The 18,909-nt window shown below is 59.8% G+C and carries 17 protein-coding genes and 1 tRNA gene; 8 read left to right on the forward strand and 10 right to left on the reverse strand.

The genetic code is table 11. From position 1 onward, the window contains the following. Positions 1-376 precede the first annotated feature (376 nt). Positions 377-994: a protein-methionine-sulfoxide reductase heme-binding subunit MsrQ gene (gene msrQ, locus WNY61_RS17245; RefSeq protein ID WP_342852682.1), complete on the reverse strand. Its 618-nt coding sequence runs from the start codon at positions 992-994 to the stop codon at positions 377-379. A gap of 76 nt (positions 995-1,070) precedes the next feature. Further along, positions 1,071-1,976 carry a protein-methionine-sulfoxide reductase catalytic subunit MsrP gene (gene msrP / locus WNY61_RS17250; protein WP_342852683.1) on the reverse strand — a complete coding sequence of 302 codons (906 nt, stop codon included), beginning with the start codon at positions 1,974-1,976 and terminating at the stop codon, positions 1,071-1,073. Between the two features lie 123 nt (positions 1,977-2,099). Here msrP and WNY61_RS17255 point away from each other — a divergent pair, with 123 nt between their 5' ends. After that, entirely contained in the window at positions 2,100-2,534 is a 435-nt protein-coding gene (locus WNY61_RS17255; protein ID WP_342852684.1) for a DUF302 domain-containing protein, read from the forward strand. A gap of 89 nt (positions 2,535-2,623) precedes the next feature. On the opposite strand, the gene clpB is transcribed toward WNY61_RS17255, so the two are convergent. Beyond that, positions 2,624-5,239 carry an ATP-dependent chaperone ClpB gene (gene clpB, locus WNY61_RS17260; RefSeq protein ID WP_342852685.1) on the reverse strand — a complete coding sequence of 872 codons (2,616 nt, stop codon included), beginning with the start codon at positions 5,237-5,239 and terminating at the stop codon, positions 2,624-2,626. 354 nt (positions 5,240-5,593) lie between these two features. On the opposite strand from clpB, the gene WNY61_RS17265 reads away from it, so the two are divergent. Together WNY61_RS17265 and pyrF are read left to right on the forward strand one after the other, a co-directional pair. After that, complete coding sequence (locus WNY61_RS17265; RefSeq protein ID WP_007118809.1) at positions 5,594-5,908, forward strand: hypothetical protein; 315 nt, start codon at positions 5,594-5,596, stop codon at positions 5,906-5,908. 251 nt (positions 5,909-6,159) lie between these two features. Beyond that, on the forward strand, positions 6,160-6,855 hold the full coding sequence (gene pyrF / locus WNY61_RS17270) for an orotidine-5'-phosphate decarboxylase (RefSeq protein ID WP_342852686.1): 696 nt from the start codon (positions 6,160-6,162) through the stop codon (positions 6,853-6,855). Between the two features lie 183 nt (positions 6,856-7,038). On the opposite strand, the gene WNY61_RS17275 is transcribed toward pyrF, so the two are convergent. Beyond that, positions 7,039-7,473, reverse strand: coding sequence for an NUDIX hydrolase (locus WNY61_RS17275; protein WP_342852687.1), 435 nt, complete (start codon positions 7,471-7,473; stop codon positions 7,039-7,041). 60 nt (positions 7,474-7,533) lie between these two features. On the opposite strand from WNY61_RS17275, the gene WNY61_RS17280 reads away from it, so the two are divergent. Beyond that, positions 7,534-8,787: a DNA polymerase IV gene (locus WNY61_RS17280; protein ID WP_342852688.1), complete on the forward strand. Its 1,254-nt coding sequence runs from the start codon at positions 7,534-7,536 to the stop codon at positions 8,785-8,787. Between the two features lie 12 nt (positions 8,788-8,799). Here the strand turns inward: WNY61_RS17280 and WNY61_RS17285 are convergent, their stop codons facing one another. Beyond that, entirely contained in the window at positions 8,800-9,660 is an 861-nt protein-coding gene (locus tag WNY61_RS17285) for an N-formylglutamate amidohydrolase (RefSeq protein ID WP_342852689.1), read from the reverse strand. 145 nt (positions 9,661-9,805) lie between these two features. Between WNY61_RS17285 and WNY61_RS17290 the strand changes: the two genes are divergently transcribed. The 4 genes from WNY61_RS17290 (at position 9,806) to WNY61_RS17305 (ending at position 12,232) form a co-directional block, all read left to right on the forward strand. Then, positions 9,806-9,880: transfer RNA gene (locus WNY61_RS17290), tRNA-Val, on the forward strand. Positions 9,881-9,956: 76 nt separating this feature from the next. After that, positions 9,957-10,082 (forward strand): type B 50S ribosomal protein L36, encoded by a 126-nt coding sequence (gene ykgO / locus WNY61_RS17295; RefSeq protein ID WP_005850168.1) that lies wholly within the window; start codon positions 9,957-9,959, stop codon positions 10,080-10,082. Positions 10,083-10,210: 128 nt separating this feature from the next. Continuing rightward, positions 10,211-11,086 (forward strand): glutathione-dependent disulfide-bond oxidoreductase, encoded by an 876-nt coding sequence (gene yghU / locus WNY61_RS17300; RefSeq protein ID WP_342852690.1) that lies wholly within the window; start codon positions 10,211-10,213, stop codon positions 11,084-11,086. Between the two features lie 129 nt (positions 11,087-11,215). Continuing rightward, positions 11,216-12,232 (forward strand): Fe(3+) ABC transporter substrate-binding protein, encoded by a 1,017-nt coding sequence (locus WNY61_RS17305; RefSeq protein WP_342852691.1) that lies wholly within the window; start codon positions 11,216-11,218, stop codon positions 12,230-12,232. Positions 12,233-12,516: 284 nt separating this feature from the next. Here WNY61_RS17305 and WNY61_RS17310 read toward each other — a convergent pair whose 3' ends face one another. The 5 genes from WNY61_RS17310 to WNY61_RS17330 all read right to left on the reverse strand — a co-directional run bounded on the left by WNY61_RS17310 (position 12,517) and on the right by WNY61_RS17330 (position 18,887). Then, positions 12,517-14,187, reverse strand: coding sequence for an iron ABC transporter permease (locus WNY61_RS17310; RefSeq protein ID WP_342852692.1), 1,671 nt, complete (start codon positions 14,185-14,187; stop codon positions 12,517-12,519). Between the two features lie 53 nt (positions 14,188-14,240). Next, the gene (locus tag WNY61_RS17315; protein WP_342852693.1) at positions 14,241-15,467 is read right to left on the reverse strand and encodes a phenylacetate--CoA ligase family protein; all 1,227 of its coding nucleotides are present in this window, start codon (positions 15,465-15,467) and stop codon (positions 14,241-14,243) included. 77 nt (positions 15,468-15,544) lie between these two features. Continuing rightward, positions 15,545-16,381: an ABC transporter ATP-binding protein gene (locus tag WNY61_RS17320; protein ID WP_342852694.1), complete on the reverse strand. Its 837-nt coding sequence runs from the start codon at positions 16,379-16,381 to the stop codon at positions 15,545-15,547. Between the two features lie 65 nt (positions 16,382-16,446). After that, a complete protein-coding gene (locus WNY61_RS17325) occupies positions 16,447-17,730 on the reverse strand; it encodes an ABC transporter substrate-binding protein (RefSeq protein WP_342852695.1) in 1,284 nt (427 codons plus the stop codon). An 80-nt stretch (positions 17,731-17,810) separates the two neighbouring features. Continuing rightward, on the reverse strand, positions 17,811-18,887 hold the full coding sequence (locus WNY61_RS17330; RefSeq protein WP_342852696.1) for a branched-chain amino acid ABC transporter permease: 1,077 nt from the start codon (positions 18,885-18,887) through the stop codon (positions 17,811-17,813). Positions 18,888-18,909 lie beyond the last annotated feature (22 nt).

Here is an 18,909-nt window from a genome sequence, read left to right on the forward strand (position 1 = left end):
CCCTATCTTCTTGGCGCGCCCCGCCCTAATACCTCGAATTTTTATCCGCCTTCCGATCCAAACTTCCGCGTCTCCGCTTCCGTCCGCCCCGTCTGGCGCCCCGTTGGTGCATCTCTGCGCCGCCGGTATGGGGGGTTCTAAGGTTAGTGACGCAGACCCGCAAGCCATTTTTTGCGGTTTTGAGCAGTTTTTGTAAAACAATCAAAAAATCGGTTAACTACAACGTGTTGTGCGCATTTTTGATCGGCCAAAACTCGCCTCCCGACCCTACAAGACAGCGGGTTATGTTAACGCAACCAGTTATCCACAGGGCAGAGCGTCCGAAGCAGCGATTCCGAAGCGTGAATCAGCGGCCCCGCCGCCGAATCCGAGTCACCTACCCCGGTAAAAACCTTTGCCGGATACGTTTGCGGGGCAACCGATAGACAAGAAGCGCCAAAATCACGGCTGCATAGACCAGCGGCTCTAATTGAAAGCCCTTTGTGAGCCAGATGAAATGAAACGCCGCCAATACGGCCGCTGCATAGGTAAGGCGGTGTAGCTTTCGCCACCGGACGCCCAGCTTGTGCAGTGACCAGTTGTTCGAGGTAGCCGCCAAGGGAACCAGGCAAAGGAACCCCGCCATGCCAATCGTGATATAAGGCCGTTTCAAGATGTCAGCCCAAACGCGCGACAGGGTTTGCACATCCAAGACGGCCCAAACCATCAAATGCGCCAATACATAGATGAAGGTCATAACGCCAATGGCCCGGCGAAAGCGAAGCAGGTTCAGCCCAAGCTCTCGGCGCAGGGGCGTAATGACCAAACCCGCGATCAGCAAGCGCAGCGCCCATAGGCCGTAGAGGTGCTCTAACCCTTTGACGGGGTCGCGGCCCAACCCGCCGTTTAGCCCCTGGTAAAAGAACCACGGGATTGGTAGCGCCAAGATAAGGTAGACCGGCCATACCGGGAGGCGGCGCGCAAGGCTGTTTAGGGTGTCGACTAGCCCTGTCATCGCGCTGCCAACCAGAACGGCAAAACCGCCTCGCGAAGGCCTCCAAAACGGCTCTGCATATATAGTGTGTCGCCCATCAAAAATTCGCGGTCAGATCCATGCCCTCGTAGAGCCCTGCCACCTCTTCTTCGTAGCCATTGAACATCAGCGTAGGCTGGCGCCGCGCAAAGAGGCCAGCGCCGAGGGGTCGCTCGTCCGCCTGCGACCAGCGCGGATGGCTCACGTCGGGGTTCACGTTGCTGTAGAAACCATATTCCCGTGGCGCGGCCTTGTTCCAACTTGTCGGCGGCTGCTTGTCCGTCAGCGTAATGCGCACCACGGATTTAATGGATTTGTAGCCGTACTTCCACGGCACCACCAACCGCAGCGGCGCGCCGTTTTGGTTCGGGATGTCCTTGCCATAAATACCGGTGGCCATGATCGTCAGCGGATGCATCGCCTCATCCAAACGCAGCCCTTCGACATAGGGCCACTCTAGCACCGGAAAGCGAAGACCGGGCATTTCCTCGGGGCGGTAGGCTGTCTCGAAGGCGACGTATTTCGCGCTGGATTGCACCCCCGCCATGTTCAGCATGTCGGCCAGCTCAAACCCGTTCCACGGCACCACCATTGACCACGCCTCAACACAACGCAGACGATAGATGCGCTCCTCAATGGTCATCGCCTTCATGATGTCCTCAAAAGCGTAATCGCCCGGCTTGTCGACCATCCCTTCGATGGCCACTGTCCATGGTGTGGTCGTCAGGCTTCCCGCGTATTTGACCGGATCGCCCTTACCGGTGCCGAACTCATAGTAATTGTTGTATTGGGTGATGTCTTCGTAATCATTCGGGGTCAGCGCTTCTTGGGCGCTGGCACCCTGCCCCAGCCCGGCAAAGCCAAGCCCGGCCATCGCGCCGCCCATGATCTGCCGCCGGTTTAGGTACTGCGCCTCGTCAGTCACGTCATTGTCTGTCAGTCGATTAATCCAACGATTGGCCATTTCAGCGCTCCCTACTATACTCAGGGAAAGTTAGCGCCCGCCGCCAGTTGCACCAAATCCTTTCGCCGGGATTTCAGTCAGCACACCGGAATGTTAGGCGCCGTTATATAAAGGAGTGCCGTCATGGTCCGTTTTCTTTTTGCTGCCGGTCTAATGTTGGCCAGCGCCGTGCAAGCGGATGAGATGGTCACCTACACCACCGATCAGAGCTTCGGCGATGTGACCTTTGGGGTGGAGAATGCGATCCTGAACCAAGGGCTGATCCCCGAGAGCGTCAGCCATGTGGGTGAAATGCTGGACCGCACGCGCGCCGATGTCGGTTCTGACGTTGTGCTGTTTGAGGCGGCAGAGGTGTTTAGCTTTTGCTCTGCCGCGCTGTCACGCAAGGTGATGGAAGCGGATGTGATGAACATCGGCTTTTGCCCCTACGATATCTTCGTCATGCAATTGCCTGAGAGTGACGAAGTGACCATCGGCTACCGCGCCTTCCCTGAAGGAGCGATGCAAGAAGTGCAGAGCCTGCTGGACGAGATCGTGAAAGAAGCGATTGGCGAGTAGAGGCATCTACTGCGGCCTTCCATCGAAACAAAAAAGGCCGGGAAAACCCCGGCCTTTCTTCATGTCTCTGATCTCAGTGTCTCTGACGCTTAATGCACTGTGGCATCATCCGGCTTGGGCCGGTTCGATGCGGCCACCTGATCGCCGATGATCAACCCATCGGCACCGGTGCGAACGGTGACGGTATCGCCATCCTTCACATCGCCAGCCAGAAGCATCTCGGCCAGCGGATCCTGCACGGTGCGCTGGATCACCCGCTTGAGTGGCCGCGCCCCGAAGACCGGGTCATAGCCCTCATCTGCCAGCCATTTCCGCGCAGCATCATCGAGATCAAGCGTGATCTTCCGCCCCGCCAACCGCTTGAGCAGCCGTGCCATTTGGATCGTAACGATCCCGTCCATATCCGCGCGGCCTAGACGGTCAAAGATGATCGTCTCGTCCAGACGGTTCAGGAACTCAGGCCGGAAATGCGCCCGCACCGCGTCCATCACATCGCGCTTGGCCCCGGCCATGTCACCGCCATCCGGCAGTTGGCTCAGCGCCTGCGCGCCAAGGTTCGAGGTCAGGATGATCAGCGTTTGCTTGAAATTGACCGTGCGGCCCTGACCATCGGTCAGCACACCGTCGTCAAGCACCTGCAACAGCACGTTGAAGACATCCGGATGCGCCTTTTCGACCTCATCAAACAGCACGACCTGATAGGGCCGACGCCGCACCGCTTCGGTCAACACACCACCCTCGTCATAACCGACATAGCCCGGAGGGGCACCGATCAGACGCGCGACCGAGTGTTTCTCCATGAACTCCGACATATCGATGCGCACCATTGCGCTGTCATCATCAAAGAGGAATTCGGCCACCGCCTTGGTCAGCTCAGTCTTGCCCACGCCAGTTGGCCCGAGGAAGAGGAAGCTGCCCAGCGGGCGGTTTTCGTCGTTCAGCCCAGCCCGCGCACGGCGCACGGCATTGGCAACCGCCTTCACAGCAGCACTCTGCCCAATCACGCGACCATGCAACTGGTCTTCCATGCGCAGCAGCTTGTCACGCTCGCCTTCCAGCATCTTGCCCGCTGGAATGCCCGTCCAACGCTCAACCACGCTGGCGATCTGATCCGGGCGCACGGCCTCTTCGACCATCATATCGTCCTCACGGCCTTCGGCTTCCTCAAGGTCGCGCTCTAGCTGGGGGATCACGCCATAAGATAGCTCGCCCGCGCGTGCGAGGTTGCCTTCGCGCTTGGCGATGTCGAGATCGGCCCGCGCGTGGTCCAGCTTTTCCTTGATGTCGCGTGCGCCAGCCAGTTTGTCCCGCTCAGCCTGCCACTGCGCTGTCATCTCGGCGCTGCGGTCCTGCAGATCACTCAAATCCTTTTGCAGGGTTTCCAGACGGTCCTTCGACGCGGTGTCGTCTTCTTTCTTCAGCGCCTCAGCCTCGATCTGGAGTTGCATGATTTGGCGATCCAGCGCGTCCAACTCTTCGGGCTTGCTGTCGACTTCCATGCGCAGACGGCTGGCCGCTTCGTCCATGAGGTCGATTGCCTTGTCGGGCAGGAAGCGGTCGGTGATGTAGCGATGGCTGAGCGTTGCTGCCGCAACCAGCGCCGTATCGGTGATGCGCACGCCGTGGTGCAACTCATACTTCTCTTTGATACCCCGCAGGATCGACACGGTGTCTTCCACCGTTGGCTCTTGCACCATTACAGGCTGGAACCGCCGGGCCAAAGCCGCGTCTTTCTCTACATATTTGCGGTATTCGTCGAGCGTGGTTGCACCAACACAGTGCAACTCACCCCGCGCCAGCGCCGGCTTCAGCAGGTTTGACGCATCCATCGCGCCATCGGCTTTCCCGGCTCCCACAAGCGTATGCATCTCATCGATGAACAGGATCACCTCGCCCGCGGCCTCAGTGACCTCGGTCAGCACGGCCTTCAGGCGCTCTTCAAACTCACCGCGATACTTTGCACCAGCAATCAGCGCGCCCATATCAAGTGCAAGCAGGCGTTTGTTGCGGAGGCTTTCAGGCACGTCGCCATGGACGATCCGCAAGGCTAAGCCTTCGGCAATGGCAGTCTTACCCACACCCGGCTCACCGATCAGTACCGGGTTATTCTTGGTCCGACGGCTCAGCACCTGCATGGTACGGCGAATTTCTTCGTCCCGACCGATGATTGGGTCAATCTTGCCCTCTTCGGCGCGTTCAGTCAGATCGAGGCTGTACTTCTTCAGCGCATCATACCCCTCTTCCGCCGTCGCGCTATCGGCCTTGCGGCCCTTGCGCACGTCATTGATGGCACTGTTCAGCCCCTGCGCGGTCACTTTACCCGCTTCCAACGCGGTCTTCGCACCGGATTTCACCATGCATAGCGCCGTCAGAATGCGCTCAACGGTAACGAAACTATCGCCCGCCTTCTTCGCCATGGCCTCAGCCTCGGCCAACACCTTTGCGGTGGTGCCATCCAGATAGACCTGTGCTGCGTCGCCCGTGACTTTGGGGATTTTACCAAGCGACAGATCCAGCGCCTGCATCACGCGCGCACCATCACCACCCGATGCAGCAATAAGGTTCCGCGCGAGCCCTTGGTCATCGTCTAGCAGTGCCTTGAGGACATGTTCAGGCGCCAGCCGTTGGTGGCTTTCCCGTGTCGCAATGGTCTGCGCTGCTTGAATAAAGCCGCGCGATCTCTCCGTGAACTTGCTCAAGTCCATGGGTCTCTCCTTTTCTAAAAGCGCTCCAAAATGCTGTGCCCGATAAGCGGCGCACATCTGTCTGAGCCTCGGTATTAATTTGGGAAGCGGACCCGCCCATTCAAGACCAACATATCGCAAAAAACCGCCGAGAGACGGCCACCTAAATAGTGAAATTTCGTCAATATGGCGGAAATGGGGCGAAATTGAGACCGAAATTGCGATGTTAACCTCTTGTTTAGATTGTATATCTAATTCTTATCCACAGAACTTGTCACCATAATGAAACCATTTGGCTCTTTGCTGCGTTTATTGATTAGACGAGAGCAGGAACAGAAAGCCTGCCGGGTTCAAACGAACGCAAGAGGTGAAACGATGCAGACGCGCCCTATCCAGTTGACCGATGTCATCTACAACGCGGCCACTCAGTGTTTCGAAGCGCTGGTTACCGTCCAAGACGGGGAGCAGTTGCGCCGCTACGCTTGCGCAATCGAAGCCCCGATCACCATGTCATACAGCGATGCCGCTGACGGGCTCTCCCGTCAAGCAATCCGCCGCCACGCTCAGAAACGTGGTCTAAGCTCCGAAGTTCTGCGCCACGTCCCCGCTCTGCGGGCCGGACGCCGTAGCTTTGATCCGCTGCGCTGGCTGGAAGAGGTCATGCACCTCTCTGGTCGCGACGCAGCCTAACCCTCTTCCGCGCGGCGCCTGCCTGCCGCGCGGCTGCCCCGCGGACCTGCCGCCACCTCATCTGTCCCGATGTGGCGATCCGCACACCAGAGACCAGTGCCTGCCTGCTAAGTCTCTGAACACTGGGCCCGGACCCCGCGATGCGGTGTTCGGGCCTCTTTTTTTGCGCCCTGCCCGATTGAATGAATGATGGACTTGCTGCGCCCTGCAGCGTAGGTCAAAGCCGTCCGAAAATTGGCAGGAGCCCCCGCATGTCTGATGACCGTCTGATTGTCGCCCTTGATGTTCCCCATGCGGTCGCGGGGATGGAACTGGCCCAGACCCTCGGCGATGCGGTGGGCTTTTATAAAATTGGCCTTGGGATGCTGACCGGAGGCGGGCTGGCCTTGGCCAATGAGCTGAAGCAAGAGCACGGCAAACGCATTTTTCTAGATATGAAGCTTTTCGATATCGGCGCCACGGTTGAAGCCGCAGTACGCGGTTTGGCGCAGTTCGATCTGGATTTCCTCACCGTGCATGGCGACCCGCATGTCGTGGCCGCCGCGAAACAGGGTGCTGCAGGGACTGATATGAAGATCCTCGCCGTGACGATCCTGACGTCGCTCGACCGTGCCGACCTTGACGCCGCGCTGATCCAACCGGGCGATCTGGGTGATCTGGTGCTAACCCGCGCAGGCCGCGCGCTGGACGCTGGCGCAGATGGGGTCATCGCCTCCCCTCAAGAAGCCGCCGCGATCCGCGCATTACCCGAAGCGACGGGCAAGCTCATCGTCACCCCCGGCGTGCGGCCGCAAGGCGCTGCTTTGGGCGACCAAAAGCGCGTTGCCACACCGGGTCAGGCCATCGCAGATGGCGCAGACCACATCGTGGTAGGCCGCCCAATCTGGCAAGCAGAAGACCCTGCCGCCGCCGCCCGCGCCGTGCTGCAGGAAATTTCTGAATATTAACAAAGTGCTTTCCGCCATCTGTAGCAAATCGACCACAGGGCGCCGCGATGCACCGACGCTGAGACCATGAATGTTAGGCAGAAACTCCCTAACATGTTATGTTGAACTCAGGTGATACTCCCCGACGAACTGGTTCTTCCTGATGTTCGTCACCTCCCCCCCGCTAACGCAAGCGGGGGGCCTTTATTTCCCCCGCAAAACCTCAGCGTTGCCCGTCGCAGACTGCGCCAAATAGACCCTAAGCCGATCCTGAAACGCAGGCACGGCACGAGGATGGTTCAGGAACTCCTCTTCCTCCATCAACCTCCAGCGCTGACCTTCATCGCCAAATATGATCTCTGCCTCCGCCTGTGCAGGCATCCGTGCAACAAAGAACCATTTGGTGCGCCCGGCCTCATCAAAACTGCCCTGCCAGACCACGGCCTGCTCGGGCACCGCTATCCCTAGCTCTTCGCGGCATTCGCGCAGGGCGCAGGCGAGCGGGGTCTCTGCCCCCTCGCGCCCACCGCCGGGCAAATCCCAGTGATCGGCAAATAGCAGCCCCGGCGTGTCATCGCGCAGGATCACCGCCAACTTCTCTCCGAGATAGAGCGCCAGCTTGGCCCCATCAAAACCCATGTTCAAACCCCCGCGATCTGGTTAGAGTCGTCGCCCGAACCCTGCCCTCTCGGTGTATCCATGGCTACCCTCTGTCGCGACTGTTTGAACGAAATCGCCCCGGCGCGACGCTGTCCGCGTTGTGGCAGCCCCCGTGTGCTGTCACATCCCGAGCTTTTCGATCTGTCCATCGCGCATATGGATTGCGACGCCTTCTATGCCTCGGTTGAGAAACGCGACAATCCCGAGCTGTCAGGCAAACCCGTCATCATCGGCGGTGGACGGCGCGGCGTCGTCTCGACGGCCTGCTATGTGGCGCGCATCCGGGGCGTGCGTTCGGCCATGCCGATGTTTCAGGCACTCAAACTCTGCCCCGAAGCGGTGATCATCAAACCGCGGATGGAAGCCTATGTCGAAGCCTCCCGCGCAATTCGCGCGATGATGGAAGAGATGACCCCGGCGATTGAGCCCCTCTCGCTTGATGAGGCCTTCCTCGATATGACCGGGACCGCGCGGCTACACGGCCAGCCCCCCGCGGTGATGTTGGCCCGTCTGGTGCGGCGGATGAAGCTGGAGCTGGGGCTGACAGGCTCCATTGGGCTGAGCCATAACAAGTTTTTGGCCAAGGTCGCATCAGACCTCGACAAGCCGCATGGGTTTTCAGTGATCGGCGCGGGCGAGACCGCTGATTTTCTGCGCGACAAACCCGTCGGAATGATCTGGGGCGTTGGGGCCGCCACACAGACCTCGCTGGAAAAGGCGGGCATCCGTAGCTTTTCTGATCTGCTGCGGTGGGAGCAGACCGACCTCATCGCCCGCTTTGGCAGTATGGGTGACCGGCTTTGGCATCTGGCACGTGGCCAAGACAAACGCCGCGTGTCGCGGCACCGCCCGGTAAAGTCGATCAGCAATGAAACGACCTTCTCTGACGATACGGGCAACCATGAGATTCTCGACGGGCACATATGGCGCTTGGCGGAAAAGGTCGCGGACCGTGCCAAGGCCAAGGACATGGCGGGCCGGGTGGTAACGCTGAAACTGAAACGTGCCGATCACTCTTTGCTGTCGCGCCGTCTGTCGTTGCACGATCCGACGCAACTGGCCGACCGGATCTACCGCACTGCCCGCGCGCTGTTCGATCAAGTAGAGCACAAAACCTCGTACCGGCTTATCGGTGTAGGACTGTCGGAGCTTTCAGGTGCAGAGGGCGCAGATACGGCGGGTGACCTGCTTGATCCTGGTGCTGTACAGCGCAGCAAGGCCGAACGCGCCGCCGATAGCATCCGCAGCCGTTTCGGAGAAAAGGCGATCCTGAAAGGCCGCGCCCTGCGGTGAGCGGTGCGCGATCTATTCCGCCGCAAGCGGCAAACGCTCCTGGCCGATCTGCGCCACTTCGGCCACCACCCGTTGCAGCGCCGCCTGCACCGCCTCGAAAGCGCCGTTTGGACGAATCAAACGCTCGTTCATGTAAAGCGCGCGGTCGATCTCTACCTGCACTGCATGTTGCCCGCGTGAGGGGCGGCCATAGGCTTGGGTAATATAGGCTCCGGCAAAGGGCGAGTTGCGCGTCACGACGAAACCGGCATCAACAAAGGCCGCTTCGATCCGGTCAACCACCTCCCCGCCAGCCGCCGCGCCGAAACGGTCGCCAAGCACGACATCAGGCCGCCGCATTCCGCTACGGGCCACGCCGTCCATCGCCTCATGCGGCATAGAGTGGCAATCAACCAGCACCGCCTGCCCATGGCGACGATGCGCCCGGGTCAGCAATTCCTGCAATTTGGTATGATAGGGCCGCCAGTAGCTGTCGATTCGCAGCTGTGCCTCTTCCTGGCTGAGTTTTCCGCGATAAATCGCCCGACCATTTGCGACTACGCGGGGAATCACACCCAGCCCAGACGCCACGCGCGGGTTATGTCCCTGCCGTGACACCCCTTCGATCACCGAGGGGTCCAATTCTTCCGGTGCGCGGTTAAGGTCGATATAGGCGCGCGGCGCCCCCGCTTTGATGAAAGCCGCGCCATAGCGCGGCGCACAATCGAATAAACGGTCGACGAACGCATCCTCAGAAGAGCGGATCGCATGTTCATCCAAAACCGACCGCCGCAAGAAGGACCCCGCATAATCGCGTCCCGAATGGGGCGACGCAAAGACCACGCAAGACAGGTTGCGGTCAGGATGCAGTACTTCGTAAGCGGTCATCGGCATAATAAATCCCTCTAAGTCGAACATAGCGTGTTTATTCCGCGTCAAAAGCCCTTGATCCTCCTGCCGACTCCTTTTATAGCACCCAAACGGCGCGAAATTTCGCGCCCCATTTTTGTTTGGGGCCGGTTTTGAAACGTCGTTAAGTGGGTGATTAGCTCAGCGGTAGAGCACTTCGTTGACATCGAAGGGGTCACTGGTTCGATCCCAGTATCGCCCACCATTTATTCATCGACCCGCCTTGGCGGGTTGCCCGCAACCCAGGCGCTGGCCCGCGCCACGACATGAGGAGACCACCTATGAAGGTTCGCAATTCGCTCCGCTCGCTCAAGAATCGGCATCGCGATTGCCGTGTTGTGCGTCGCAAAGGCCGCGTTTACGTTATCAACAAAACGCAGCGCCGGTTCAAAGCCCGTCAGGGCTGAGACTTGCAGCAATTCGATTTTAAAGGCCGTTCCTTCTTGGGGCGGCCTTTTTCGTTGCGGCACAGCGCTTGCAAGAACAGCGCAAAGCCCCACCTACAAAGCAGACCAGAATAACAAGGAATACCAGCATGTCGGACACGCCCGAATATACGCCCCCTAAAGTTTGGAAGTGGGACGCCGAGAGTGGCGGCAAATTCGCCAGCACAAACCGCCCCATCGCCGGTGCTACCCATGACAAAGAGCTGCCCGTGGGCAAGCATCCGTTCCAACTCCATTCGCTGGCCACGCCGAATGGCGTCAAAGTCACGGTAATGTTCGAAGAACTGCTGGAGGCCGGCCATAAGGGGGCCGAATATGATGCTTGGCTTATCGATATTTCTGAGGGCGATCAGTTCGGCTCTGGCTTTGTCGAGGTGAACCCTAACTCCAAGATCCCCGCGCTGCTGGACCGCTCCGGCGACACGCCGCAGCGGGTCTTCGAATCGGGAGCGATCCTGCTCTATTTGGCCGAAAAATTCGGTGCCTTCCTGCCCACCGATCCCGCGCGCCGCACCGAAGCGCTGTCGTGGCTCTTTTGGCAGATGGGCAGCGCGCCTTACCTCGGCGGTGGTTTTGGCCATTTCTATGCTTACGCGCCAGAGAAGTATGAGTACCCCATCAACCGCTTCGCGATGGAGACCAAGCGCCAGCTTGACGTGATGGACAAGCATCTGGCCGAGCATGACTATTTCGCCGACGAATACTCCATCGCCGATATGGCGATCTGGAGCTGGTACGGCCAGTTGGTGCTCGGACGGCTCTATTCTGCGGCGGAGTTCCTTGACGTGACCTCCTACAAAAACGTGATGCGTTGGGCCGAGGCGATTGATGCCCGCCCTGCCGTGACACGTGGCCGTATGGTCAACCGCGCTTTTGGCGATGACCTGTCGATGCAATTGCATGAGCGTCACGATTCCAGTGATTTCGATACTAAGACTCAAGACAAAATCGGCGGCGAAAGCTGACCATGCAACCGTCGGCCAGAACAGGCCGGCGGTTTTCCGACAAAATTGCTCGGAATTGGTTGCAGGGGCCTCTAAAATCTGTTTCTTACTGTTTCAGTCAAGTTATCCCAAATGAAACAGGACCCTGATATGACCTTCTGCAAAACATCGACTGCCACCGCCGCGCTTATGTCGCTGGCACTACCCGCGCTGGCCGATGGCGAGTTGAACCTCTACTCCGCCCGTCACTATGACACCGATGAGCGCCTCTACTCCGACTTTACCGAAGCAACTGGCATCACCATCAACCGCATCGAAGGCAAGGCCGACGAACTGCTGGCCCGTATGGAAGCCGAGGGTGCCAACTCCCCCGCCGACGTGCTGCTGACCGTCGACACCAGCCGCCTCAAGCGCGCCAAAGACATGGGCCTGCTGCAAGCGGTGGAGAGTGACACGCTTGAAGAGCGCATCCCCGGCAACCTGCAAGACGACGACAACCAGTGGTTCGGCCTGTCGCAGCGCGCGCGGATCATCTTCTTTAACAAAGAGACGCTGGACACCCCACCCGCGACTTACATGGACCTCGCCGATCCTGCCTACAAAGGTCAGGTCTGCATCCGGTCCTCGACCAACACCTACAACCAGACTCTGTTGGCTACCATCGTGACGCACGAGGGTGAAGAAGCCGCGACCGAATGGGCGCAGGGTGTGGTCGACAACATGGCGCGCGCACCGCAGGGGGGCGACACCGACCAGCTGCGCGGCATCGTCTCGGGTGAATGCGACATCGCGGTCTCCAACAGCTACTATTTCGCCCGCGCGATCCGCACTGATGTGGACGGCGTGAGCGCCGACATCGACAAGATCGGCCTGATCTGGCCGGACCAAGAAGGCAACGGCGCGCATATGAACCTTTCGGGTGGCGGTGTAGCCAAGAACGCTCCGAACCGTGAAAACGCTGTCGCTTTTCTTGAATACCTCGCCTCTGATCAGGCGCAGGTCTACTTCTCGGCGGGCAACGACGAATTCCCGACCGTGGAAGGTGTTGAGCTGGCCGATAGCGTGAAGCAGTTGGGTGAATTCAAAGCCGACGAAGTGAACTTGTCAGACGTGGCCGAGAATATCGGCACCGCGCAGAAGATCTTTGACACGGTTGGCTGGGAATAATCACCCTCTAATCAGATGTGAAAGGCGGGCTATCGAGCCCGCCTTTTTTTTTGATAACTGCTGCCACCCTAACCCGGAATCAAGCCGCAGGCGCCGGGCCATCGCCTGCCCGTTCCATCACGCCAGAGGCGTGCCGATCAATATCGGCGCACCTCTGGTGCGACGGGCTGGCGATTTGGTGAGGTTGGGTGCGACTCTGCTAAGTCACACCAAGGCTTCACCATAATGTGGCACGAAACAGCGTCAGGATCGCCACTCCACGGACAGGCGCTTGCCCTCGTTCTCTAACGCTGACGTCCCACCTGCCGGCAGATCAAGATCACCGGCAGCAGCCCCATCGCAACGATCACCAAGCTCGGCACCGCTGCCCCGTTCAACCGCTCATCGCTTGCCAAGCGGTACGCCTGCACCGCCAGCGTGTCATAGTTGAACGGTCGCATGATCAGCGTCGCGGGCAATTCTTTCATCACATCGACAAACACGATCAGCAGCGCGGTTAGCAGACTGGGCGCAAGAATCGGCAGATGCACCCGGCGCAGCGTCCCCAGTGGTGTCTGCCCCAGCGACCGCGCAGCGGCGTCCATATTGGCATGCACCATCGACTGCCCGCCTTCGTAGGCGCCAAGCGCCGCGGCGAGGAAGCGCACTAAATAGGCCAGCACCAACAGCCAGATCGACCCGGTGATAAGCAATCCTGTGGAAATATCGAAAGTCGCCCGCATCCACGGATCCAGCGCATTATCAAAGGCCGCGAAAGGGACCAAAAGCCCCACCGCAATTACCCCGCCCGGCACCGCATAGCCCAAGCGCGCCACATAGGCCGCACCTTGGGAAAGCCGCCCAGGCCGCAACCGCCGAAAGAACCCCACGCTGATCGCCGCCAGCACCGTCAGCACAGCGGCGATACCGGCCAGCGTCACCGAATTGCGCATGAAGCCTAAGTACCGCGGGCTGAACAGGTTCTGCTCAGACTCCATCCCCATGGTCACAAGGACTACCACCGGCAGCACCGCGCCAAAAAGCACCGGCACACCGCACAGCACGATGGCCGCCGCCGCTTGCCAGCCCTTCAACTCTGAAGGCGGCGCCGATTGGGTGCGCCGCGCCGGATCATGGTATTTCGCCTTACCGCGCTGTGCGCGCTCTAGCATCGCCGACAGCAACGCAAAGCTCAGCAAGCATAGCGCCAATTGCGCGGCAGCGGCGCGGTCGAACATGGAAAACCAACTGGTGTAGATGCCCGTTGCAAAGGTTTGCACGCCGAAGTACGCCACAGTGCCGAAATCAGCGATGGTTTCCATCACCGCCAGCAGCACGCCGCCTGCGATGGCAGGTCGGGCCAGCGGCAGGCTGACCTTGAAGAACGCGGCCCAAGCGCTGGAGCCAAGGGCGCGAGCCGCCAGAAATGTCGTACCGCTTTGCTGAAGGAAGGCCGCGCGGGCCAATAGATAGACGTAAGGATAAAGCACCAACACCAGCATCGCCGCTGCACCGCCGAGCGAACGTATCTCTGGGAACCAATAGTCGCGCGGCCCCCATCCAGTCACGTCGCGCAACGTTGCCTGCACAATGCCGGGGTGATCCAAAACATGGGTATAGGCATAGGCCAGAACATAGGCGGGAAAGGCCAAGGGTAGCACCAGCGCGATTTCTAAGACCTTCGCGCCAGGGAAGCGGGTCATCGTGACCAGCCACGCCGCGCCAACCCCGATAGAGAATGTCCCCGCCGACACCAACAACACTAGCAACAGCGTCGTGACCGTATAGCGGCCCAAAACGGTATCGATCAAATGCTGCACCGTCTCTGTCCCACCGCTGAGCGCCGCGATCAACACGGCGATCATCGGCAGCGCACAGATGGCGGCTACGGTCAGCGCGACACCGGAAAGGGCGCGCAGCCCGTCGCGGGCGCGAGAGAGGTGGGGTGTGGCGGAGGGGGCGGGTTTCGACGTCATGCCCCTATTTCGACCAATTCACTCGGAAATGCCAGAGGGCGCGACGCCGCGCCTCAGTCGTAGCTGCGCTGGTCCTCAATCACCAGACCGTCGCGGGGCAGGCTGCCGGGAGGAACGAGCTCCACGCGGCCCTTCAGCTTAAGCAGATCAGCCACGGATTGTGCGTAGCGCGCCTCGTCTCCATTTGCGGTCTCAATCTGCACGGTCATCACATCAGCCTCGCCTTCGCGGCTGGCGATGACGCGGGCCTTTTCGATTTCGTCGTGCTGGGCAACCAATGCCGCTACCTGCTCGGGGCGAACGAACATGCCCTTAATCTTGGTGGTTTGATCGGCGCGGCCCATCCAGCCTTTGATGCGCATGTTGGTGCGGCCACAGGGGCTTTCGCCCTCCAGCACGGCGCTTAGATCACCGGTCGCGAAACGGATTAGGGGATAGTCTGGGTTGAGCGTGGTCACCACGACCTCGCCCACCTCGCCGGGCGCAACCGGAATGCCAGTGCCGGGGGTGACGATCTCGACGATGACCTGTTCATCGACGATCAGCCCCTCCATCGCCGGGCTTTCATAGGCGATATTGCCCAGGTCGGCAGTGGCATAGGATTGCAGGCAGGTGATGCCGCGCTCCTCGTAAAATGCACGCAGGCTGGGGAAGAGCGCGCCACCGCCTACCGCCGCCTTGGTAATTTTCAGCTCAACGCCCATCGCATCGGCCTTTTCCAAGATCACCTTGAGGTAATCTGGCGTGCCCGCATAGGCGGTTGATCCTACATCCCGCGCAGCGGTGACTTGTAGCTCAGTCTGCCCCGTACCGGCGGGCAGCACGGTGGCCCCCACCGCCCGTGCACCGGATTCAAAGATCATGCCCGCCGGGGTTAGGTGATAGCCAAAGCAGTTGTGCACGATATCCCCTGCACCAATGCCTGCTGCATGCAGAAACCGTCCCATGCGCCACCAGTCGGGGGCGTTGCTGGACGGCTCGTAGATCGGGCCGGGGGATTGGAAGACATGGGAAAACTCATGCACCGGCTTGGTGGTAAAGCCGCCAAAAGGCGCGTTGCCCGCCTGGGCTTTACCGAGTTCCGATTTGCGCAGCACAGGGAGGTCAGCCAACGCCTCGGCAGAGGTAATCTTTGCCGCGTCGACACCTTTCAGCGCGTCGCCATATCCCGGAAGTGCCTGCGCGCGGGCGATCTGTTGCGGCAGAGCCTTGGCCAGATCGGCGGCACGCTCACGGGCGCTGCGGGTTTCTAGATCGTCGAAATGGGGCTTGGTCAGCATCCCTGTCACTTTCCTGCTATGGCATCACTGGAGAGGGCATAGGCCCGCTTCGGTCGTGTTTCGTCTCAGACTTCGGCTTAGCTTAGCCAGCGTTTGCGGCGGCGGTAGCTGCGCACGTCGCGAAAGCTCTTGCGGCCTTCGTCGGACATGCCGAGGTAGAATTCCTTCACGTCTTGGTTCTCGCGCAGGTCCTTGGCGGGGCCATCCATCACAACGCGGCCCGATTCCAGAATGTAGCCGTAATGAGCAAAGCGCAGCGCGACGTTGGTGTTTTGCTCGGCCAGAAGGAAGGTTACGCCTTCTTTTTCGTTCACCGACTTCACAATCTCGAAAATCTGCTCAACCAACTGTGGGGCCAGACCCATCGAGGGCTCATCCAAGAGGATCGTCTCGGGTCGGGACATCAGCGCGCGGCCAATGGCGCACATCTGCTGCTCGCCACCCGAGGTATAGCCAGCCTGCGAACGGCGGCGCTCCTTCAGGCGGGGGAAATAATCATAGACCATCTCAAGATCACGCTGGATCGCGGCGTTGCCGTCGGTGCGGGTATAGGCGCCGGTCAGCAGGTTTTCTTCGATGGTGAGGTGTTCAAAGCAGTGGCGGCCTTCCATGACCTGCACGACACCCTTCTTCACGGTCTCGGCGGGGTCTTGGTGCTGGATCGGGGTGTTGCGATACTTGATCGAGCCCTTGGTGACTTCACCGCGCTCAGACGCCAGCAGCCCCGAGATCGCCTTGAGCGTCGTCGTCTTGCCTGCGCCGTTGCCGCCCAGCAGCGCGGTGATGCCGCCCTTGGGCACGTTCAGGCTGACGCCCTTCAGCACGAGGATGACGTGGTTGTAGATCACCTCGATATTGTTGACCTCAAGCAGGTTTTCGACTGCGACGTCATTGGTGTTGGCAGCATCCAGCATGGGAAGGACCTTTCTTGGGGTTCGGAAGTCCCCGGCCACCCTTAAAGGGCAGCCGGGAGCATGGCTTATTTGCAGTTGCCTTCGATGGCGTTCTCTTTGGCATAGGCCGAGGAGTCTTCATCGATCAGCGGCTGGATCACGTCCTGATCCGACTGCATGAAGTCAGAAATTAGCTTCCACTCCTTCGCGTCCGCATCCCACTGCGTCATGGCCGCGAAGCCATTGCCGCCGTGGTTTTCACAGGACACTTGGAACTCAGGACCAAAGTTCGGCAGGCCAAGGGCGGCCATCTTCTCTTCGGTGATTTCCAGCTGTTCCATCCCATCGCGCATCTGACCGCTGGTGATGTCGGTCACGCCGTGGATTTCCTGCGCGGTACGGGCGGCTTCGGCCACCAGCATCGCGGCATAGATGCCGCGGTTATAGAGCACCGTGCCGACCTGATCGCCCGCGCCTGCGGCCTTGCCCGCGTCAACGACGTGCTTTTTCAGATCGTCATAGAGCGGATAGTCGGAGCCGACGTTGTGGAAGGTCAGCGCCTTATAGCCGTCAGCGGCCGCACCAGCAGAGAGCACGTCGTTTTCAGAGCCGGACCACCAGATGCCGATGAACTTGTCCATCGGGAAGCGGATGTTGGCAGCTTCCTGAACGGCCACTTGGTTCATCACGCCCCAGCCATACATGATGACATAGTCAGGCTTGTCGCGGCGGATTTGCAGCCACTGGGACTTCTGTTCCTGACCGGGGTGATCGACTGGCACTTCGGCCAGCTCAAAGCCGTGCTTCTTGCTCAGCTCTTGCAGCGTGCGGATCGGCTCCTTGCCATAGGCGGAGTTGTGGTAGACCAGCGCGATTTTCTTGCCGTTCAGGTCGCCGCCTTCTTCTTCCAAGATGTGCTTGACCGCAACCGAAGCACCATCCCAATAGTTGGCTGGGAAGTTGAAGACGTGGCTGAAGGTGTTGCCGTCCTTGGCCGAGGTGCGGCCCAGACCCGATGTCAGCATTGGGATGTCATCGGCGGTGACTTTGGGGATCAGCTGGTAGGTGATGCCGGTGGACAGCGGCTGATACACCAGCGCGCCTTCGCCTTTGGTGGACTCGTAGCATTCCACGCCTTTTTCAGTGTTATAGGCGGTTTCGCATTCCGGCACGCGGATCGTTTCGCCGCCGATGCCGCCGTCGCGCTCATTCAGCAGCGTGAAGTAGTCGGCATAGCCGTCAGCAAAGGGGATGCCCCCTGCCGCGTAAGGCCCGGTGCGGTAGCTCAGCGATGGAAAGACAAGTTCCGCCATTGCGGGGCTTGCGGCCATCAGGCCAGCTACGGCCAGTGTTCCCAGTTTATATTTCATCGGTGTTTCCTCCCTTGGATATGTCCGACTTAGGTTATGGGCCGGGTTTCCTCCCCCCGCCTCAATTTTCATGGCCTTCCCTAGTGCGGGAAGGGCCACAATCTCAGTTTTTCCTTGGCCACGCGCCACAGTTGCGCCAACCCGTGCGGCTCTGCGATCAGGAAGATGATGATCAGCCCGCCCACAATCACCAGCTGCAAGTGGGCCACGATATCCGTGGGCCAGCCCAGCCAGTCGACGCCGACAATCTTAAGCAGCACCGGCAGCAGCACAAGGAACGCGGCCCCGGCAAAGCTGCCAAAGATGCTGCCCAAGCCGCCGATGATGATCATGAAGAGCACAAGGAAGCTCTTCTGGATGCCAAAGGCTTCGCCCACTTCGACCGCGCCGAGGTAGATCGAAAAGAACAGCGCGCCCGAGATGCCGATGAAGAAGGAGCTGACCGCAAAGGCCGTCAGTTTCGCCCGCAATGGGTTCACCCCGATGATCTCGGCCGCGATGTCCATGTCGCGGATCGCCATCCATTTGCGGCCCACCGAGCCGCGCGTCAGGTTGCGTGCCACCAGTGCACTGCCGACGGTAAAGATTAGGCAGAACATATAGGTTGCCCACGCATCGGCACTCGGTCCGGTAATCAAGATGCCGAAAGTGTCCCGCTCAGGCGCGCTGATCTGGCCCGAAGCGGAGTAGTTGTAGAACCACGGCACCCGGTTAAACAGCCAAACAAGGAAGAACTGCGCCGCCAGCGTCGCCACGGCAAGGTAGAATCCCTTGATCCGCAGGCTCGGCAGGCCAAAGAGCGCTCCCACGGCGGCGGTAATCACACCGGCCAGCAGCACATGGATGAACATGCTCACATCTGGCATCGCCGTCATCAGCTTGTAGCAGGCGTAAGCGCCCACAGCCATGAAGCCCCCGGTGCCAAGGCTCACCTGCCCGCAATAGCCGACAAGGATGTTCAGCCCAATCGCCGCAATGGCGTAGATCAGGAAGGGCAGGAACAGCGAGTTTACCCAGTAGTCATTGACCATGAAGGGAATGACAAAGATCGCAACGAACAGCACCACATAGTAGCGGTAGCGGTCGAATTTGATCGGAAAGGTCTGCTGGTCTTCGGCGTAAGTTGTGCTGAAATCGCCTGCTTCACGATAGAACATTAGACTGATTTCCCTTCTGCGA

It is taken from the genome of Sulfitobacter sp. AS92, from assembly GCF_038900015.1.
Taxonomy (GTDB): Bacteria; Pseudomonadota; Alphaproteobacteria; order Rhodobacterales; family Rhodobacteraceae; genus Sulfitobacter.